This is a genomic window from Photorhabdus sp. RW14-46 (assembly GCF_963887965.1).
Lineage (GTDB): Bacteria > Pseudomonadota > Gammaproteobacteria > Enterobacterales > Enterobacteriaceae > Photorhabdus > Photorhabdus laumondii.
The window spans coordinates 218,668-236,407 of record NZ_CAWPHH010000001.1 but is presented as its reverse complement, the minus strand read 5'-3'; the positions used below and the strand labels follow the sequence as shown (position 1 = coordinate 236,407).

Annotated in this window: 16 protein-coding genes and 1 other RNA gene; 13 read left to right on the top strand and 4 right to left on the bottom strand. The window is 41.6% G+C overall.

The annotated features are described in order from the left end of the window. Nucleotides 1–51: 51 nt before the first annotated feature. The 6 genes from clpX (at nt 52) to AACQ38_RS00950 (ending at nt 7,641) form a co-directional block, all read left to right on the top strand. Entirely contained in the window at nt 52–1,323 is a 1,272-nt protein-coding gene (clpX, locus tag AACQ38_RS00975) for an ATP-dependent protease ATP-binding subunit ClpX (protein WP_011148007.1), read from the top strand. A gap of 208 nt (nt 1,324–1,531) precedes the next feature. Further along, entirely contained in the window at nt 1,532–3,886 is a 2,355-nt protein-coding gene (gene lon, locus AACQ38_RS00970) for an endopeptidase La (protein WP_011148006.1), read from the top strand. A 228-nt stretch (nt 3,887–4,114) separates the two neighbouring features. Continuing rightward, nucleotides 4,115–4,390 carry a nucleoid-associated protein HU-beta gene (gene hupB, locus AACQ38_RS00965; protein WP_011148005.1) on the top strand — a complete coding sequence of 92 codons (276 nt, stop codon included), beginning with the start codon at nt 4,115–4,117 and terminating at the stop codon, nt 4,388–4,390. A gap of 293 nt (nt 4,391–4,683) precedes the next feature. Then, complete coding sequence (gene ppiD / locus AACQ38_RS00960; protein WP_011148004.1) at nt 4,684–6,555, top strand: peptidylprolyl isomerase; 1,872 nt, start codon at nt 4,684–4,686, stop codon at nt 6,553–6,555. A gap of 150 nt (nt 6,556–6,705) precedes the next feature. Next, a complete protein-coding gene (locus AACQ38_RS00955) occupies nt 6,706–7,080 on the top strand; it encodes a ComEA family DNA-binding protein (protein WP_011148003.1) in 375 nt (124 codons plus the stop codon). 153 nt (nt 7,081–7,233) lie between these two features. Beyond that, on the top strand, nt 7,234–7,641 hold the full coding sequence (locus AACQ38_RS00950) for an acyl-CoA thioesterase (protein WP_011148002.1): 408 nt from the start codon (nt 7,234–7,236) through the stop codon (nt 7,639–7,641). 28 nt (nt 7,642–7,669) lie between these two features. Here the strand turns inward: AACQ38_RS00950 and queC are convergent, their stop codons facing one another. After that, the gene (gene queC, locus AACQ38_RS00945; RefSeq protein WP_011148001.1) at nt 7,670–8,368 is read right to left on the bottom strand and encodes a 7-cyano-7-deazaguanine synthase QueC; all 699 of its coding nucleotides are present in this window, start codon (nt 8,366–8,368) and stop codon (nt 7,670–7,672) included. A gap of 32 nt (nt 8,369–8,400) precedes the next feature. Beyond that, complete coding sequence (locus AACQ38_RS00940) at nt 8,401–9,453, bottom strand: PLP-dependent cysteine synthase family protein (RefSeq protein ID WP_011148000.1); 1,053 nt, start codon at nt 9,451–9,453, stop codon at nt 8,401–8,403. Nucleotides 9,454–9,580: 127 nt separating this feature from the next. On the opposite strand from AACQ38_RS00940, the gene AACQ38_RS00935 reads away from it, so the two are divergent. The 5 genes from AACQ38_RS00935 to amtB all read left to right on the top strand — a co-directional run bounded on the left by AACQ38_RS00935 (nt 9,581) and on the right by amtB (nt 15,500). Then, nucleotides 9,581–10,042: an Lrp/AsnC family transcriptional regulator gene (locus AACQ38_RS00935; RefSeq protein ID WP_011147999.1), complete on the top strand. Its 462-nt coding sequence runs from the start codon at nt 9,581–9,583 to the stop codon at nt 10,040–10,042. Nucleotides 10,043–10,128: 86 nt separating this feature from the next. Beyond that, nucleotides 10,129–11,898 (top strand): SmdA family multidrug ABC transporter permease/ATP-binding protein, encoded by a 1,770-nt coding sequence (locus AACQ38_RS00930; protein WP_165577199.1) that lies wholly within the window; start codon nt 10,129–10,131, stop codon nt 11,896–11,898. Beyond that, nucleotides 11,891–13,675, top strand: a complete 1,785-nt coding sequence (locus AACQ38_RS00925) for a SmdB family multidrug efflux ABC transporter permease/ATP-binding protein (RefSeq protein WP_011147997.1) — start codon at nt 11,891–11,893, stop codon at nt 13,673–13,675. The genes AACQ38_RS00930 and AACQ38_RS00925 overlap by 8 nt, the downstream gene beginning before the upstream one ends. Nucleotides 13,676–13,855: 180 nt before the next feature. Continuing rightward, nucleotides 13,856–14,194 carry a P-II family nitrogen regulator gene (gene glnK / locus AACQ38_RS00920; RefSeq protein ID WP_049582557.1) on the top strand — a complete coding sequence of 113 codons (339 nt, stop codon included), beginning with the start codon at nt 13,856–13,858 and terminating at the stop codon, nt 14,192–14,194. Between the two features lie 22 nt (nt 14,195–14,216). Further along, nucleotides 14,217–15,500: an ammonium transporter AmtB gene (amtB, locus tag AACQ38_RS00915; RefSeq protein ID WP_041381107.1), complete on the top strand. Its 1,284-nt coding sequence runs from the start codon at nt 14,217–14,219 to the stop codon at nt 15,498–15,500. Nucleotides 15,501–15,572: 72 nt separating this feature from the next. Here amtB and tesB read toward each other — a convergent pair whose 3' ends face one another. After that, complete coding sequence (gene tesB, locus AACQ38_RS00910; protein ID WP_011147994.1) at nt 15,573–16,436, bottom strand: acyl-CoA thioesterase II; 864 nt, start codon at nt 16,434–16,436, stop codon at nt 15,573–15,575. A gap of 250 nt (nt 16,437–16,686) precedes the next feature. Here tesB and AACQ38_RS00905 point away from each other — a divergent pair, with 250 nt between their 5' ends. Further along, on the top strand, nt 16,687–17,133 hold the full coding sequence (locus tag AACQ38_RS00905) for a YbaY family lipoprotein (protein ID WP_011147993.1): 447 nt from the start codon (nt 16,687–16,689) through the stop codon (nt 17,131–17,133). Nucleotides 17,134–17,266: 133 nt separating this feature from the next. After that, an RNA gene (gene ffs / locus AACQ38_RS00900) (signal recognition particle sRNA small type) lies at nt 17,267–17,363 on the top strand. A gap of 81 nt (nt 17,364–17,444) precedes the next feature. Here the strand turns inward: ffs and AACQ38_RS00895 are convergent. Next, nucleotides 17,445–17,648, bottom strand: coding sequence for an HHA domain-containing protein (locus tag AACQ38_RS00895; protein WP_011147992.1), 204 nt, complete (start codon nt 17,646–17,648; stop codon nt 17,445–17,447). Nucleotides 17,649–17,740: the final 92 nt, after the last annotated feature.

Genomic DNA, 17,740 nt, shown 5'->3' with positions numbered 1-17,740 from the left:
TGCTTTGCCAGACGAATCTGGGTGAGCAGTTGATAAAGTGAGGTTGTACTGATGACAGATAAGCGCAAAGACGGTTCAGGAAAGCTGCTGTATTGCTCTTTCTGCGGGAAAAGCCAACATGAAGTGCGAAAATTGATTGCTGGCCCGTCAGTGTATATCTGCGATGAATGTGTGGATTTATGTAACGACATCATTCGCGAAGAAATTAAAGAGCTTGTACCACATCGTGAGCGTAATGCATTACCAACGCCTCATGAAATTCGTCAGCATTTGGATGATTATGTGATCGGCCAGGAAACGGCGAAAAAAGTGTTGGCGGTTGCTGTTTATAACCATTACAAGCGGTTACGTAATGGCGATACCAGTAACGGTGTTGAATTAGGTAAAAGTAATATCCTGCTGATTGGGCCGACAGGGAGTGGTAAAACACTATTGGCTGAAACATTGGCCCGTTATCTTGATGTTCCTTTTACTATGGCAGATGCGACTACGCTGACTGAAGCGGGATATGTGGGAGAAGACGTAGAAAACATTATTCAGAAATTACTGCAAAAATGTGACTACGATGTGCAAAAAGCTCAGCGCGGTATTGTTTACATTGATGAAATTGACAAGATTTCACGTAAATCTGATAACCCGTCAATTACTCGGGATGTTTCAGGTGAGGGTGTACAGCAAGCGCTGCTGAAATTGATTGAAGGTACAATTGCTGCGGTTCCTCCTCAGGGGGGGCGTAAACATCCACAGCAGGAGTTTTTACAGGTAGATACCTCTAAGATCCTGTTTATTTGTGGTGGTGCGTTTGCAGGTCTGGATAAAGTGATTGGTCAGCGTCTAAATACCAGTACAGGTATTGGATTTAGTGCGAAAGTCAAAGGTGAGTCAGAAAAAGCGACTGAAGGCGAATTGCTTGCACAGGCTGAGCCAGAAGATCTCATCAAATTTGGTCTTATCCCTGAATTTATTGGGCGGTTACCTGTTGTTGCCACGCTCAGTGAATTGAGTGAGGAAGCGTTGATCCAGATTTTGAAAGAGCCTAAAAATGCGTTGACTAAGCAGTATCAAGCACTGTTTAACCTTGAAGGTGTTGATCTGGAATTCAGAAGTGAAGCCCTGACGGCTATTGCTAAGAAAGCAATGGTTCGTAAGACAGGTGCCCGCGGCCTGCGTTCTATCGTTGAAGGCGCATTGCTGGACACTATGTATGATCTGCCATCAATGGAAAACGTTGGGAAAGTTGTTGTAGATGAATCGGTTGTCAATGGTCAATCTGCGCCTTTACTAATTTACAGCAAACCGGATGCCCAGGTTTCTGGTGAATAATTGAGTCTAGGATAGGGAATTCGCTAAACGAGATATTATTAAATAAAATGAGGGGACTACCCTCATTTTATTTTTATTAAAGTATCATACTATTGAATGTCAAATTCCTGTCCCCATATATTTTATATTCTATGGAGTGAAACTCGTGAGAACCGCGTTTCACGAGATTCCCTAAAAACTGGCGAAAGCTAAACGAAGAGAGAGCTCTATGAATCTTGAGCGTTCCGAACGCATAGAAATCCCTGTATTGCCTCTGCGCGATGTGGTGGTTTACCCGCATATGGTGATCCCATTGTTTGTAGGGCGTGAGAAGTCTATTCACTGCCTAGAAGCAGCAATGGATCATGACAAACAGATCATGTTGGTTGCGCAAAAAGAAGCTTCAACTGATGAGCCAGGGGTTAATGACCTTTTCTCCGTTGGTACAGTAGCTTCTATTTTACAGATGTTAAAATTGCCTGACGGCACCGTAAAAGTGCTTGTCGAAGGGTTGAAACGTGCCCGCATTACAACTCTGACTGACAATGGCGAACATTTTTCTGCTCATGCTGAGTATCTTGACTCACCGATCGTTGATGAACGTGAGCAGGAAGTGATGATCAGGACAGCTATTAATCAGTTTGAAGGCTACATTAAGCTAAATAAAAAAATCCCGCCAGAGGTTTTGACTTCGCTACACAGTGTTGAAGATGCAGCTAAATTAGCTGATACAATTGCTGCGCATATGCCATTGAAACTCAGTGATAAACAGACTGTTTTGGAAATGTCTGATGTCGTTGAGCGTCTTGAATATCTGATGGCAATGATGGAATCAGAAATTGATTTGTTACAGGTAGAAAAGCGCATCCGTAACCGCGTGAAAAAACAAATGGAAAAAAGTCAGCGCGAGTACTACCTGAATGAGCAGATGAAAGCAATTCAAAAAGAACTGGGTGAAATGGATGATGCGCCTGATGAGTATGAAACTCTGAAGCGCAAAATTGAAGCGGCAAAAATGCCCAAAGAAGCTCGTGAAAAAGCCGAAGCTGAATTGCAAAAACTGAAAATGATGTCTCCTATGTCGGCGGAAGCGACAGTTGTCCGTAGCTATATCGATTGGATGGTGCAGGTTCCGTGGGTTGCTCGCAGTAAAGTTAAAAAAGATTTGGTTAAAGCTCAGGAAACTCTGGATACCGACCATTATGGTTTAGAGCGTGTGAAAGAGCGTATCCTTGAGTATCTAGCGGTACAAAGCCGAATTAGCAAAATTAAAGGACCGATTTTATGTCTGGTTGGTCCTCCTGGGGTGGGTAAAACCTCTTTAGGTCAGTCTATTGCACGAGCGACCGGGCGGAAATATGTGCGTATGGCATTGGGTGGGGTCCGTGATGAAGCGGAAATTCGTGGTCATCGCCGTACTTATATTGGCTCTATGCCGGGCAAATTGATTCAAAAAATGTCCAAGGTTGGAGTGAAAAATCCCCTATTCCTACTGGACGAGATTGATAAGATGTCGTCCGATATGCGTGGTGATCCAGCTTCTGCCTTATTGGAAGTTTTGGACCCAGAACAGAACGTGGCATTTAACGACCATTATCTGGAGGTCGATTATGATCTGTCAGATGTCATGTTTGTTGCAACATCCAACTCTATGAAGATTCCGGCACCATTGTTGGATCGCATGGAGATTATTCGTCTTTCCGGTTATACCGAAGATGAAAAGTTAAATATTGCCAAGCGTCATTTGCTGCCTAAGCAGATTGAACGTAATGCTCTGAAAAAAAATGAATTAACTGTTGATGACAGTGCTATTATTGGCATTATCCGTTACTACACTCGTGAAGCCGGAGTGCGTAGTTTAGAGCGAGAAATTTCTAAGCTGTGCCGTAAGACGGTGAAGACATTGTTAATGGATAAAAATTTAAAACATATTGAAATCAATTCAGATAACTTGAAAGATTATCTGGGTGTGCAACGTGTGGATTATGGTCGTGCAGATACAGAAAACCGTATTGGTCAGGTCACAGGGCTTGCATGGACTGAGGTTGGTGGTGATTTACTGACCATTGAAACCGCGTGTGTTCCGGGGAAAGGTAAACTAACCTATACCGGCTCACTCGGTGAGGTTATGCAGGAATCCATTCAGGCAGCATTAACAGTTGTTCGTGCTCGTGCTGATAAGTTGGGTATCAACTCTGATTTCTATGAGAAACGGGATATTCATGTCCACGTTCCGGAAGGTGCGACGCCAAAAGATGGCCCAAGTGCGGGTATCGCCATGTGTACAGCATTGGTCTCCTGCCTGACCGGTAATCCAGTTCGGGCGGATGTTGCTATGACGGGCGAAATCACGTTGCGTGGTTTAGTTCTGCCAATCGGTGGCTTGAAAGAGAAACTATTAGCTGCCCATCGAGGTGGAATTAAAACAGTCTTAATTCCGGAAGAGAATAAACGTGATCTGGAAGAAATTCCCCAGAACATTGTTGCAGATCTACAGATCCATCCAGTTAAACGTATTGAAGATGTTTTGGCTATTACATTGCAGGACCCTGTGTTTGGCGCAGAATTAGTGTCAGTCAAATAGTACAAAAATAGTGAATTTTTTCAATAAGTATGAATGAAATATAGGCTGGTAAGTGAATTCAGGCTTACCAGCCTTTTTATATTATTAACTTGGATAAACTGCTTAATAAATATTTTGTTGTCTTATGATTTCTTGCCAATATCGGAAAGGATTGATATAACGGCACTGCTATCGGGTTATCCGTTGGGATTCTGATGCGGTAGTAAAAACTATATGGGGATGATAAGAGTGAATAAATCACAACTGATCGACAAAATTGCTGCTGACTCTAATATTTCTAAAGCAGCTGCGGGGCGTGTAGTAGATGCATTCATTTCTTCTGTAACGGGTGCATTGAAGGATGGTGATGATGTTGCTCTGGTGGGATTCGGTACTTTTGCTGTTCGTGAACGTTCTGCACGTACAGGCCGTAACCCTCAAACAGGAAAAGAGCTCAAAATTGCTGCGGCTAAAGTACCTGCTTTCCGTCCAGGTAAAGGTTTGAAAGACGCTGTTAATGGGTGACACGAACTAAATATTGTTTGTCAATCCTTGTTATACCCTATGGATTTCAAGATGCATCGCGACGGCAAGGGAGTGAATCCCCGGGAGCATAGATAACGATGTGACCGAGAGCAGCCAACAAAGAAGCAACTTGAAAGATAACGGGTATATATTGGTAAACATAGACTGACGAGACAGATTTGGTAAGTTAAAATAGAAGCGCATCAATTGATTGGTGCGCTTTTTTTCTCTTAGCGCTTGAATTAGCGTAATATGGCGTTTTCAATTTCACCAAAGCGGAGTTTTGCCTCTTTATGATGGACAACCTACGCACGGCGGCAAACAGTCCTGTGCTTAAAATCGTGCTGGCTCTCATTATCCTGTCTTTTGTTTTGACGGGGGTTGGGGGCTACCTGACAAGTGGAGCTGGTAGTTATGCTGCCGAAGTGAATGGCCAGGCTATCAGTCGTGCTCAATTGGAGCAGGCGTTTCAGCAAGAGAGAAATGCATTGCAAGAGCAATTAGGAGATAAATTCTCGGTGTTAGCAAGTGACGAACAAAGCATGAAGCAGATTCGTAATCAGGCTTTGGATCGTCTAATTAATAATGCATTGATTGATCAATATTCCCGTGAATTGGGTTTATCTGCTAGTGATGAGCAAGTTAAGGATTCTATCCGAAATACTTCTTACTTTCAGACAGACGGTAAATTTGATAACAACAAATATCTGGAGTTGCTCAACCGTTTCAATATGAGTCCGGATATTTTTGCGGAACAAACACGCCAGAATTTAGTTAACCAACAATTAATTATGGCCTTTTCTGGCAGTGAAATAGCATTGCCTGGTGAGGTGAAACTCAATGCTGAATTGCTTCTGCAACAGAGAACTGCTCGTATAGCTACACTGGAGCTGAAGAAAATTCAGGCGCAGCAGGAAGTAACAGATAAAGATTTGCAAGATTACTATAATCTGAATAAGAGCAGCTTTATTGCTTCTGAAGAAGTGAAAATCAGCTATATCAAGATGGATGCTGTAGATGAAATGAATAAAGTTTCAGCTACATCCGCTGATGTTGATGCTTATTATGAGCATAATTTGAAGCGTTATACACAACCAGAGCAGAAAAAATACAGTCTGATTCAGCTTGCAACTGAATCTGAAGCCAGAACCGTGTTTGATGAGTTAAATAAGGGTGCTGATTTTGGTAAATTAGCGACTAAAAAATCTACGGATAAGTTTTCAGCGAAAAATCATGGTGAGATCGGCTGGATGGAAGAAGATGCTCTTCCTGAAGAATTGAAACAAGCTAATTTGAAAGAAAAAGGCCAAATTTCTTCTGTGATTAAGGTTCCTAATGGCTTCGCTATTTTCCATTTGGATGATGTTAAACCCCAAATAATTAAGCCCTTATCTGAAGTTCGTTCTGAAATTGAGAAAATGGTTAAGCAGGAAAAAGCGGTAGATGCTTTCTATGCTCTGCAACAGAAAGTCAGTGATGCTGCTACCAGCGATAATGAATCTTTAGCTGCGGCTGAGGAAGTTTCAGGTATTAAGGTTGTGACGACTGATTGGTTTGATCGCAATAGTGTGCCGGCAGAGATTAATTTTGGTGCCGTTATTCATGCCATTTTTGAAGGTAATCTTGTTGATGGACAGGGGCCAACAGGAACTAATTCTGATGTTATCTCCGTTGAAGGTGATCGTGCATTTGTTCTGCGTGTAGATAATTATAAGCCAGAAACAGTACAGCCTTTCGAGAAAGTTAAAGATCAGGTTACTGAACTGGTTAAACGCCAGAAAGCTGAAAAACAGCTTCAAGTCGAAAGTGAGAAATTACTGACCGCCTTAAAAGAAGGTAAAGGTGAGCAAGCCTTGAAAGATGCAGGTATTCAATTTGGTGAATCTCAGGTTATTCAGCGTACATCTCAGGATAATGTGTTAGTTGGTGCAGTATTCGCTTTACCACTGCCAAAAGAAGGTAAGGCAGAATATGGTTTGACGAAAAATAGTTTGGATGACGTTGTGTTGATCCAACTGGATAAAGTTACTCCAGGTGTTGTATCCGAAGAACAAATTAAAAGCATGACTGATGGCTATCAGAGTGAAATGGGTAACGCTATGCTGGAGTCTTTACTGATTAGTTTGCGTGAAAAAGCCAAAATTAAGTTAGGGCATACCGAATAAAAATTTGCGGAGAATATCGCAAATATCTTTGTAATTATCTTGTCAACAAAGGCCGCTTTCGCGGCCTTTCGCATATCTGATCTTTGTCCATTGTGCTCAAATTTATCTGTGGCAATCTTTTTTCCGTTCATAAAACATGGAGGAATTAATATGAAAAAATCGGGAATTTTATCTGTTTTGCTCGCTGGCTTGCTTTATGCGTGTGGAGGGCAATTCGCGATTGCCGCCGAGCAAGTAAAAGATAAAGTCGCTAAAGCAGCCAGTACTACCAGCCATTCTTCACCAGAAAAGCAATTACAGCAACAGGACGCTTTGAAAGTAGAAGAAAAGGGAAAGGTGAATATTAATACTGCAAGTGCTGAAGAGTTAGCAAGAGCATTAAATGGTATTGGGGTAAAAAAAGCACAAGGAATTGTTGAATATCGAGAAAAACATGGTGCGTTTACTGCGGTGGAACAATTGCAGGAGGTTCAGGGAATCGGGCCAGTTTTTATTGAACGAAATAGAAGTAAGTTGAGTTACTAGTATATTATCTATCATCCTCATTCATGATTTTTTTGTGAATGGGGATGTTGTGATCAAGGTTGCAAATAAATCACTTTAATTAGTGTGAATTTTTTGTTTTGCTATTGTGAAATCAACCTAGTCAGACGAGTGACTTTAACATAAGGCAATATTATGAGTTCAATTATAAAAGTTCATGGTTATCATATAGATTTGTTTCAACATGTGAACAATGCTCGCTATTTAGAATTTCTGGAAAGTGCTCGGTGGGAATGGTTGCATAAGCATTCTGTAGTGGAATGGATACAGAGAAACAATGTTGGGTTTGCAGTGGTCAACATTAATATTAATTATCGTAGTTCAGCAGTTCTTGGCGATGAATTGGAAGTGGATTGCCGATTGACGGAACTGAGGAACAGAAGTGGTGTATTTTCTCAGGAAATCATACGTAGAAGGAATAATCAACTCATTGCAGATGCTAAGACTACGTTTGTCTGGATTGATAGAAAGACACAAAGAGCATTATCTATTGAAGGTGAATTACGTGAAATAATGGGGGCTTTGGTGAAAACAGGGCAATGAGAGGGAAAGGCTCTCATTGCCATTTGGATTAAACTAGATGTGTTTTTGCTTTCATTTCAGTCATTATTTTCTCCGGAGCATTCAGATATTGTTCTAATCCGTTAGCTCTGAGATGACAAGCTGCACATGTACCACATCCATTACCTTGAATGCCGTTGTAGCAAGTTAGTGTCTGACTACGAACAAAGTCTAAGTGCTGGTAGTAGTCGGACAATGCCCAAGTTTCCGCTTTGTTGAGCCACATCAATGGAGTTTCAAAACGGATATCACGGGCAATGCCAAGGCTTACAGCTTTGTTCAATGCCTTGACAAATTCATCACGGCAATCAGGGTAACCGGAGAAATCAGTTTCGCATACGCCAGTAATAACTGCTTCGGCTTCAACTTGATAAGCATATATAGCAGCCAGTGTCAGGAACAAAATATTGCGGCCAGGGACAAATGTACTGGGTATGGCACTTTTTTCGCTTTCACTGTGGTCGGGGACAGGGATGTTATCACGAGTCAGACTGCTGAGAGCCAGTTCATTAAGTAATGTGACATCCAGTACTTTATGTGCAACAACACCAAGAAAATGGCTGACATTACGTGCAACATCAATTTCGGCACGATGGCGCTGGCCATAATCAAAAGTGACACAATGTACTTCGTCATATTGATTAATTGCCTGAATCAGGCAGGTAGTGGAATCTTGTCCCCCACTGAATACAACAACAGCTCGTCTCATTGTAACATCCTCATTGGAATAAAATGGTTATGTTACTTATAACTACGGAAATTGGGTAGTTGTTTGAGATAAGGAGAGATATCGCCGATGTTATTTTTTACCCAATCTGGATTGTAATAAGTATCGAGATAACGTTCACCACTGTCGCACAGTAAAGTTACTATTGCACCTTGCTCTCCACGCTCATGCATTTGGTTAGCAAGCAGAAGCGCTCCCCAGACATTAGTCCCCGTAGATGCGCCAACTTTTCTGCCTAGTAATTTTTCCAACCAGTAAATTGTTGCAATGCTGGCGCAATCGGGTATTTGGATCATGTCATCAATGACTGAGGGAATAAAAGAAGGCTCTGCTCGAGGGCGGCCAATACCCTCAATCTTGCTGCTATAATTGCCACGAATATCACAGCAATTTTGACGGTAATAGTCATAAAATATAGAGTTTTCTGGATCGACAACAATTAGTTTAGTGTTATGCCCTTGGTAACGGATATAGCGTCCTAAAGTTGCAGAGGTTCCCCCAGTACCAGCGCTCATAACGATATAATCTGGTTCAGGAAATGGTTCCATTTGCATCTGGCGAAAAATACTTTCAGCAATATTGTTGTTACCTCGCCAGTCTGTTGCTCGTTCGGCGTAAGTAAATTGATCCATATAATGACCATTTAGTTCTTTCGCTAGTCGTTCTGATTCGTCATATATTTGTGCTGAATGGTTAACAAAATGGCATTTACCACCATAAAATTCAATTTCCTGAATTTTACGTTTCGCAGTGTATGAGGGCATAACAGCAATAAAAGGTAGCCCAAGCAGGCGGGCAAAATAGGCTTCGGATACAGCAGTGCTACCCGATGAGGATTCAATAACCGGGGTACCTTCCTTTATCCAACTATTACTCAGCGCGTAAAGGAATAAAGAACGAGCAAGCCTATGTTTCAAACTGCCGGTTGGATGGGTGCTTTCATCTTTTAGATATAAATGGATACCTGGAAAAACTGGCAAATTAAGGCGGATAAGATGAGTATCAGAGCTGCGTTGATGGTCTGCTTGAATCTCTCTGATTGCCTTGGTGGTCCAACTGTGTGACATTAATTATTAACTCTATAATTTAAAAATAATTGGCAGCGGGTAGATTAACTTGATACTGGGAGAAATAGATTGTTATTTTTCTTAATATGTGGTTTCTTTATGGAAAATTTTTCTATAAGAGGTAGCTATGTTGGATAAAACAGACCGCAAGTTGCTTAAGTTACTACAGAAAGATTGTAGTCTGTCTCTGAATGCATTGGCGGAAGCTGTTAATCTTACCTCTACTCCTTGTTGGAAACGGTTAAAACGACTTGAAGATGAAGGCTATATCGTTGGTAAAGTTGCTTTGCTTGATAGCGAAAAATTAGGATTAGGGCTGACAGTGATTGTTATGATCAGAACTCAGCAGCATAGCAGTGATTGGTATGAGCAATTTGTTGCATTTATAAAGCAAATGCCAGAAGTCCTAGCTTTTTATCGTATGGCTGGTGAATGTGATTATTTAATGCACGTAGAAGTTGTGGATATGAAAAGTTATGATCTTTTCTACAAGCGTATGGTTAATGGTGTTCCGGGGTTGATTGATGTGACATCGAGTTTTGCAATGGAAAAAATCAAATACACTACAGCATTGCCGATACCAGATTAACCAATTATTAATCTATTGCGTTAATTCAATTATTCTGAGTGTCGTTCAACATTTCTACTATCTATTTCATTTCGGGATATACACGTGTGAGATTGTTTTCTCAATTAAGTTGGTACTTCCGTAGCGAGTGGCGTCGCTATCTTGGGGCAGTAACTCTGCTTATTATTATCTCTATTCTACTACTCATTCCTCCATATCTGGTGGGTGTAATCGTTGATGGGATCAGCACTGCGTCTATGTCATTTTACCAATTGATGGTGTGGGCGGGAGTTATACTGGTTATCGCATTGATTGTCTATATCTTGCGTTATATATGGCGTTTATGGTTGTTTGGGGCGTCATATCAATTAGCCGTTAAATTGCGGAATAATTTTTACCAGCAACTTAGCCGACAAAGCCCTGAATTTTATTTGCGTCACCGCACAGGGGATTTAATGGCTCGCGCTACTAATGATGTGGATCGTGTAGTGTTTGCTGCGGGTGAAGGTGTGCTTACGTTAGTTGATTCGCTAGTTATGGGCTGTGCAGTGCTAATTATGATGAGCATACAAATTAGTTGGCAATTAACTTTACTGTCTCTGTTACCTATGCCGATTATGGCAATCATTATTAAACGATATGGTGATCAACTTCATCATCGCTTCAAATCTGCACAAGGCGCATTTTCTGCTCTGAATAACCAGGCTCAAGAAAGTCTGACCAGTATTCGTATGATTAAGGCGTTTGGCCTTGAAGATCTGCAATCAAATCAGTTTGAACAAGTTGCCGTGGAAGCTGGTCGTAAGAATATGTATGTTGCTAGGGTGGATGCGCGATTTGATCCGACAATTTTTATTGCTATCGGTATGTCAAATTTACTGGCTATCGGTGGTGGTGGCTGGATGGTGTTAAATGGTGTTTTAACACTCGGTGAGCTCACTAGTTTTGTGATGTACCTTGGCTTGATGATTTGGCCAATGTTGGCACTGGCATGGATGTTTAATATCGTTGAACGGGGAAGTGCCGCTTATAGTCGTATCCGTAGCTTGTTGCAGGAGCTTCCAGTCATTAAGGATGGTATTGGCAATTTATTGCCTGAGCGCGGTATTCTGGATGTGAATATCAAAGCGTTTAATTATCCGCAAAGTAACAAAACTGTTCTTAGTCAAATTAATTTCCAGTTATTACCTGGACAGTTATTAGGGATCTGTGGTTCAACTGGTTCAGGTAAGAGCACATTACTTGCGCTGATACAGAGACAGTTTGATGTGACTGATGGAGAAATTCTTTTCCAATCGCTCAAAATTGCAGATATCAGGTTAGATGAATGGCGAGCACGATTTGCTGTTGTCAATCAAACCCCCTTTTTATTTTCAGATACTGTTGCCAGGAATATCGCTTTGGGACGTCCTGATGCAACACAGGAACAGATTGAAGAAGTTGCCCGTCTTGCCAATGTTCATGAAGATATTCTTCGTTTACCTGAGGGGTATCAGACAGAAGTAGGCGAGCGTGGGGTAATGCTTTCTGGTGGGCAAAAGCAGCGTATTTCCATTGCGAGGGCATTACTTTTAGATGCCGAGATTTTGATTCTGGATGACGCTTTATCTGCGGTTGATGGGCAAACTGAATACAATATCCTACAAAACCTCAGTCAGTGGAGGCAACAACGGACGGTTATCATTAGTGCCCACCGTCTGTCTGCATTAACTGATGCGGATAATATCCTGGTGATGCAGCAAGGTTCTGTTATACATCAGGGACGGCATCCGCAACTGGCAGAGCAGCCGGGATGGTATCGTGATATGTATTATTATCAGCAACTTGAAGCAGAATTGGATGGCGAGGAAACAGCAGAAGGGGATAAAGATGACTAAAGTTCGTCAATTGTGGCCGTCTCTGAAGCGTCTGTTGGTTTATGGAAAAAATTATCGTAAGCCGTTGGGGCTGGCTGTGCTCATGTTATGGGGGGCTGCAATTGCGGAAGTCAGTGGTCCGGTTCTCATTAGTTATTTTATCGATAATATGGTTGCAACGGGTAATATGCCTACTAGAGTGGTTATCGGGCTAGCTATAACTTTTATTGTTCTGCAACTGATTACGGCGGCGTTACACTATTTTCAGGCTTTATTGTTCAATCAAGTGTCAGTTGATGTGGTTCAGCAGCTTCGTACTGATGTGATGAATGCAGCATTGCGCCAGCCTCTGAGTGCTTTTGATAATCAACCGGTAGGGCAGTTGATTTCCCGTGTAACGAATGACACCGAAGTCATTAAAGATCTTTATGTTAATGTAGTTCCATCGGTATTTCGCAGCATGGCATTGATTGGTACGATGCTGATTGCTATGTTTATGTTGGAATGGCGTATGGCATTGATTGCAATTCTTATTTTTCCTGTCGTATTGATTGTTATGGCAATATATCAGCATTTTAGTACACCCATTGTCCGCCGGGTACGTAGTTATTTGGCTGATATTAATGATGAGTTTAATGAAGTCATTAATGGAATGAGTGTTATTCAGCAGTTCCGGCAGCAGGCGCGTTTTGGTGAACGTATGTTGTTAACCAATCGGGCCCATTATCAGGCGAGAATGCAAGCGTTGAGATTAGATGGGCTTTTGTTACGCCCATTATTGAGTTTGCTATCTGCTATGGTACTGTGCGGTCTTATCGTGTTGTTTGGAATTAGTGGGCCAGGGGCGATTGGTATCGGGGTATTGTATGCTTTTATTAATTATTTGGGGCGGTTGAATGAACCTCTTATTGAGCTGACATCTCAGCAATCGATTTTGCAACAAGCTGTCGTTTCTGGCGAGAGAATATTTGAATTAATGGATAGCCCTCAACAAGGTTATGGTATGGATGGTCAGCCACTATCCAGTGGTCGAATTGATATAGAAAATGTCAGTTTTTCCTACCGGCATGGAAAAATAGTTTTGCAAGATATTAACTTACAGGTTCCGGCTCATGGTTTTGTTGCTTTGGTTGGTCATACTGGTAGTGGTAAAAGTACGCTGGCAAATTTGCTGATGGGATATTACCCGTGGCAGAAAGGGGAAATTTATCTCGATGGCCGGCCTGTATCATCTCTGTCTCATTCGGTATTACGCAATGGTGTGGCAATAGTTCAGCAGGACCCGGTTGTTCTTGCGGACTCTTTCTTTGACAATATTACGCTTGGTCGGAATATTTCAGAAGAGAAGGTTTGGCAAGTACTGGAAACGGTTCAATTAGCTGAGTTAGTACGTACATTGCCTGATGGACTTCATACTATCTTGGGAGAGCAGGGTAATACGTTGTCAGCCGGTCAAAAACAATTGCTTGCTATGGCGAGAGTGTTAGTGCAAACGCCACAAATTTTGATCCTTGATGAAGCGACTGCAAATATTGATTCTGGTACGGAACAGGCGGTACAACAGGCTTTGAGATTGATTCGTCAACAAACAACATTGATCGTGATTGCTCATCGTCTGTCTACCATTGTGGAGGCTGATACTATTCTGGTGCTGCATCGTGGTGCAGTTGTTGAACAGGGATGCCATCAACAATTATTTGTGAGTCGTGGACGTTATTATCAGATGTATCAGTTGCAACAAGTAGGTGAGACATTAAATGAATGTGGCACAATCTCTGAGAAAGAGGTGTTAATTTAATCAAGCTTGCACTAATTCGGTGCACTCACGGGAGAGTATATTCGCTGCTCTCCTCCCTTCTTAATTCTCCATAATTTTTACTCTCTTTATTATTCTTTGATTTTTATATGTTTTTAATTTCTGGCACACCCTTTGCTATTTCCTTATTGAAAACATAATAGCAGGATGGAAGGGGGATATATGAAGCTCATTACGACAATTATAAAACCATTCAAATTGGAGGATATTCGGGAAGTTCTTTCTGGTCTTGGTGTTCAGGGGTTGACCATAACAGAGGTAAAAGGATTTGGGCGTCAGAAAGGACATGCGGAGCTGTATCGTGGAGCTGAATATAGTGTCAATTTTTTACCTAAAATAAAGATAGATATTGCTGTAGCAGATGAATTGGTTGAGGAGGTCATTCATGCTATTCAGCAATCAGCTTTTACTGGAAAAGTTGGCGACGGTAAAATCTTTGTCATTGAATTACAACAGGCTATTCGTATTAGAACAGGAGAAACTAACGATGCGGCACTGTAACTCACTGATAGAGAAGATAGATATGAAAAGGCAATTCTCAGTGGCTGCCAGTGTTGTGGCCAGTTGTGTACCATCATTATCTCAGGCTGCGGAAGGCGTTGTTGATAAAGCGGATAATGCTTTTATGATGATTTGTACAGTACTTGTTCTGTTTATGACCATTCCGGGAATTGCTCTGTTTTATGGTGGATTGCTACGGAGTAAAAACGTTTTATCGCTAATGGCTCAGGTCATGGTGAGCTTTGCTTTAGTATGTGTGTTGTGGGTGATTTATGGTTATAGCCTGGCTTTTGAGCCAGGGAATGGTTTTTTCGGTGGTTTTAGTCAAGTGATGCTAAAGAATTTGGCATTCACTGACTTAAGTGGCAATTTTTATCAGCTAATTCATGTGGCATTTCAGGGCTCTTTCGCTTGTATCACTGTTGCTTTGATTATTGGCGCGTTAGGGGAGCGTATTCGCTTTCCGGCTTTGTTAGTTTTTACTGTGTTGTGGCTGACATTTTCTTACTTGCCTATGGCGCACATGGTTTGGGGGGGAGGTGTGCTTTCACAAGATGGAGCATTGGATTTTGCTGGTGGTACGGTTGTTCATATTAATGCTGCTGTAGCTGGATTGGTTGGTGCTTACTTACTGGGAAAACGTACTGGCTTTGGGAAAGAAGCATTTAAACCGCATAACTTGCCGATGGTCTTCACGGGCACTACTGTGCTCTATATTGGTTGGTTTGGTTTTAATGCTGGTTCTGCTAGTGCTGCTAATGAGATAGCTGCTTTGGCATTTTTAAATACCATTGTGGCGACTGCCGCCGCTATCCTGTCATGGGTTTTTGCAGAGTGGCTTTTCCGTAATAAACCGTCTCTTTTAGGGGCATGTTCAGGCTGTATTGCTGGGCTGGTTGGTATTACACCTGCGGCAGGAATGGTTGGTGTTGGTGGTGCATTAATCATTGGCCTGATTGCGGGTTTTACCGGACTTTGGGGGGTGGTGGCCTTAAAACGGTGGTTACGTGTTGACGATGTGTGTGATGTATTCGGCATACACGGCGTATGTGGGATCGTAGGTTGCCTTCTAACAGGGGTTTTTACGGCTAAATCTTTGGGAGGGATCGGTTATGCAGAGGGTATAACCATGTTGGGACAAGTTGGTATTCAGGCTTTTAGTATACTGGTTTGTGTGATTTGGTCAGTCGTTGTTGCCTTTATTGCTTTTAAAATAGCAGATCTGTTGGTAGGGCTGCGGGTTACGGTTGAAATTGAAAGGGAAGGGTTGGACATTAATTCTCACGGAGAGAGTGCTTATAATTAAGTTGTAATATAAAAGGGCAGCAATAAGGCCATAAAATGTAATGTTGGTTTCTTAGTTTGCTGCCTTACTCATTTATCTATTGCGTTTCCTAATCAGACCTTCCTGTACAGTGGAAGCAACAAGTATCCCTTCACGATTATAAATCTGTCCCCGAACAAAACCACGGGCACCGGAAGCTGAGGGACTATCTACAGCATATAGCAGCCAGTCATCTAGTCTAAACGGGCGGTGGAACCACATAGAATGGTCAATTGTTGCTATCTGAATATTTTTCTCAAGGAACCCGACACCATGTGGCTGTAATGCTGTTGGCAGAAAGTTAAAATCGGAGGCATAGCCAAGCAGATATTGATGAATAAAAGGATTATCAGGCATATTGCCGTTACTGCGGAACCAAACATAGCGTATAGGTTCTTCTGGTGGACAATTGAATGGACTGTGATATTTTACGGGTCTCATTTCTAACGGGCAGGGAAAAAGAAGCGTATTCTGCATCTTCTGTGGCAGCAGATGCGACATTTTTTTCACAATTTCATCCTGAGGGATAAGTTCTTCTGGATAGGGTACATCCGGCATTATATTTTGGTGTTCAAAACTTTCTTCGTGACTTTGAAATGAGGCAGTCATATAAAAGATAGGTTTACCATTCTGTATTGCACTAACTCGCCGGGCACTAAAACTTCCCCCATCCCGCAAAATCTCAACATCATAGACGATAGGCTTGTGACTGTCACCGGGGCGTAAGAAATAGCTATGGAAAGAGTTGCCCATTCGGTCATCGACAACGGTTTGTTTGGCAGCATACAGTGCCTGACCAATCACTTGTCCTCCGAAAACCTGAGGAAAACCGAGATCTTCGCTTTGCCCTCGGTAAATACCTTCCTCAATTTTTTCCAATTTCATCAAATTTATCAGATTCTGTAATGACTTGCTCATAATATGCCTTTGTTTTCTATTAGGTTATCGAGAGTACAAGGGATGATTATTGTCTCATTAATAGATGATTAATAAATAACTAAATTGTAAATGTTTTAAGTCCTAACAGCGGTGCAATAAAGAATGTGAGATTTATTGGCGTTTTATGTTCAAATTTTTAATCTATAATTCAAATGATTTAGATTTAATGATTTGATATTTCAATTTATTTTAATATTTATATAGATTAGTTAATAATGGAGGAATGTGTATGAAATTATGGCAGTTACCCGCTGGCGTATTACTAGCGGTTGCTTTGGTTGGGTGTAATGTCAAAGGTGCTGAGGTAGCAGATACTCAGGTGGAACAGATTGAAAATCTAATGAAACGGTCTTTTGTTGAAGGTAATATTAATATACTACAGCGTATAGCATTGCCAGCAGATGCTGTTTTGACAGTGGCGTTATCTGATGTGTCTTTGGCTGATGCGCCTTCAGTTACTTTGTCTCAGAAGGTAGAGCGTTTAGGTGGGAAACAATCACCTTTCCATTTTGTTTTGCCTTATCAGCCAAACAAAATTAAGCCGAATGCACGCATTGTTGTCAGAGCTTCTGTTTCGCTGCATAGCCGCTTGATGTTTGTTACAGATACAGCATATGAAGTGATTAATAATGGGAAGACTAAAGATGTCGAAATTACGTTGAAAGCCGTTAGATAATACATTTCCTTATTGTATTGATTTGCAATGTGCAATAAACCAGCATTCGGGCCTGCTTGTCTTGCTATTTAAGTAGGTATGAATGATAATGGCGACGCTTTAGAGTTAAAGCAACACGTCACAATGGGGGCTCTGTTGGTTCTCCCGCAACGCTAACTTGTTAACTTGGTCAGGTCCGGAAGGAAGCAGCCATAGCAGGGGATGTGTGTGCCGGGATGTCGCTGGCAGAGCCCTCGCCAATTTCATTGGTAACCTAATAAGCCGATAGCACTTTACCGGCTCGGATCACTTTCTATCTGATAAAGACTATTTTAGCGAACGTATTTCCATACTGAAGGTGGAATTCTATCATACAGTTTATTCATGGTCAGCTCAGCTAGGCGATGATCCGCAGCAGAGTAGAATAGTTCAAGTTCATCTCCTGAAAGTTCATATTTGTTCTTTTCAATCACACGTTCCAGTGTATCAATCGTGGTGCATTTTCTTAAACGCATCAGATAATCAGTTTTAGTCATAATCGCCTTTCTTATTTAACATATATAAAAAATTATTGAGGGAAATATTCAATCAAATTTTGCTCAAGGAGCAATTTAAATCCTGTAACAGG

What these genes read in the sequence shown, in the direction of transcription:
- clpX (WP_011148007.1), top strand. Translation starts at nt 52, where the DNA reads ATGACAGATAAGCGCAAAGACGGTTCAGGAAAGCTGCTGTATTGCTCT.
- lon (WP_011148006.1), top strand. Translation starts at nt 1,532, where the DNA reads ATGAATCTTGAGCGTTCCGAACGCATAGAAATCCCTGTATTGCCTCTG.
- ppiD (WP_011148004.1), top strand. Translation starts at nt 4,684, where the DNA reads ATGATGGACAACCTACGCACGGCGGCAAACAGTCCTGTGCTTAAAATC.
- AACQ38_RS00955 (WP_011148003.1), top strand. Translation starts at nt 6,706, where the DNA reads ATGAAAAAATCGGGAATTTTATCTGTTTTGCTCGCTGGCTTGCTTTAT.
- AACQ38_RS00950 (WP_011148002.1), top strand. Translation starts at nt 7,234, where the DNA reads ATGAGTTCAATTATAAAAGTTCATGGTTATCATATAGATTTGTTTCAA.
- queC (WP_011148001.1), bottom strand. Translation starts at nt 8,368, where the DNA reads ATGAGACGAGCTGTTGTTGTATTCAGTGGGGGACAAGATTCCACTACC.
- AACQ38_RS00940 (WP_011148000.1), bottom strand. Translation starts at nt 9,453, where the DNA reads ATGTCACACAGTTGGACCACCAAGGCAATCAGAGAGATTCAAGCAGAC.
- AACQ38_RS00935 (WP_011147999.1), top strand. Translation starts at nt 9,581, where the DNA reads ATGTTGGATAAAACAGACCGCAAGTTGCTTAAGTTACTACAGAAAGAT.
- AACQ38_RS00925 (WP_011147997.1), top strand. Translation starts at nt 11,891, where the DNA reads ATGACTAAAGTTCGTCAATTGTGGCCGTCTCTGAAGCGTCTGTTGGTT.
- glnK (WP_049582557.1), top strand. Translation starts at nt 13,856, where the DNA reads ATGAAGCTCATTACGACAATTATAAAACCATTCAAATTGGAGGATATT.
- amtB (WP_041381107.1), top strand. Translation starts at nt 14,217, where the DNA reads ATGAAAAGGCAATTCTCAGTGGCTGCCAGTGTTGTGGCCAGTTGTGTA.
- tesB (WP_011147994.1), bottom strand. Translation starts at nt 16,436, where the DNA reads ATGAGCAAGTCATTACAGAATCTGATAAATTTGATGAAATTGGAAAAA.
- AACQ38_RS00905 (WP_011147993.1), top strand. Translation starts at nt 16,687, where the DNA reads ATGAAATTATGGCAGTTACCCGCTGGCGTATTACTAGCGGTTGCTTTG.
- AACQ38_RS00895 (WP_011147992.1), bottom strand. Translation starts at nt 17,648, where the DNA reads ATGACTAAAACTGATTATCTGATGCGTTTAAGAAAATGCACCACGATT.